The following is a 285-nucleotide window of genomic DNA, read 5'->3' as shown; positions in this document are numbered from 1 at the left end:
GTGACGGGCGAGATGGTGCCGCTGTCGGCCGTGGTCACGATTTCGAACAATGCCTCGCCGGCGGCCATCGAGCAGTTCAACCAGTTGAATTCGTAGACGATCTCGGCGCTGCCGCTGCCCGGTGTCACAACCGGCGACGGTTTGAAAGTCCTCGAGGACATTGCGAAGGAGAGCCTGCCCGACACCTTCTTCATCGACTATTCCGGCCAGTCCCGGCAGGAGAAAGAACAGGGCAACACGATCCTGATCGCTTTCGGCGCGGCCGTCATTGTCATCTATCTGGTG

1 pseudogene is annotated in these 285 nt (G+C 60.0%); it reads left to right on the top strand.

Annotated elements, in window-relative coordinates:
- A pseudogene (locus tag EN852_RS40045) lies at positions 1-285 on the top strand (efflux RND transporter permease subunit); the annotation flags it as partial.

The sequence above is a fragment of the Mesorhizobium sp. M2E.F.Ca.ET.209.01.1.1 genome (assembly GCF_004010375.2).
In the GTDB taxonomy this organism is placed as follows: Bacteria; Pseudomonadota; Alphaproteobacteria; order Rhizobiales; family Rhizobiaceae; genus Mesorhizobium.
The sequence above is the reverse complement of the archived record's forward strand: the minus strand, read 5'-3'. Positions and strand labels throughout refer to the sequence as shown.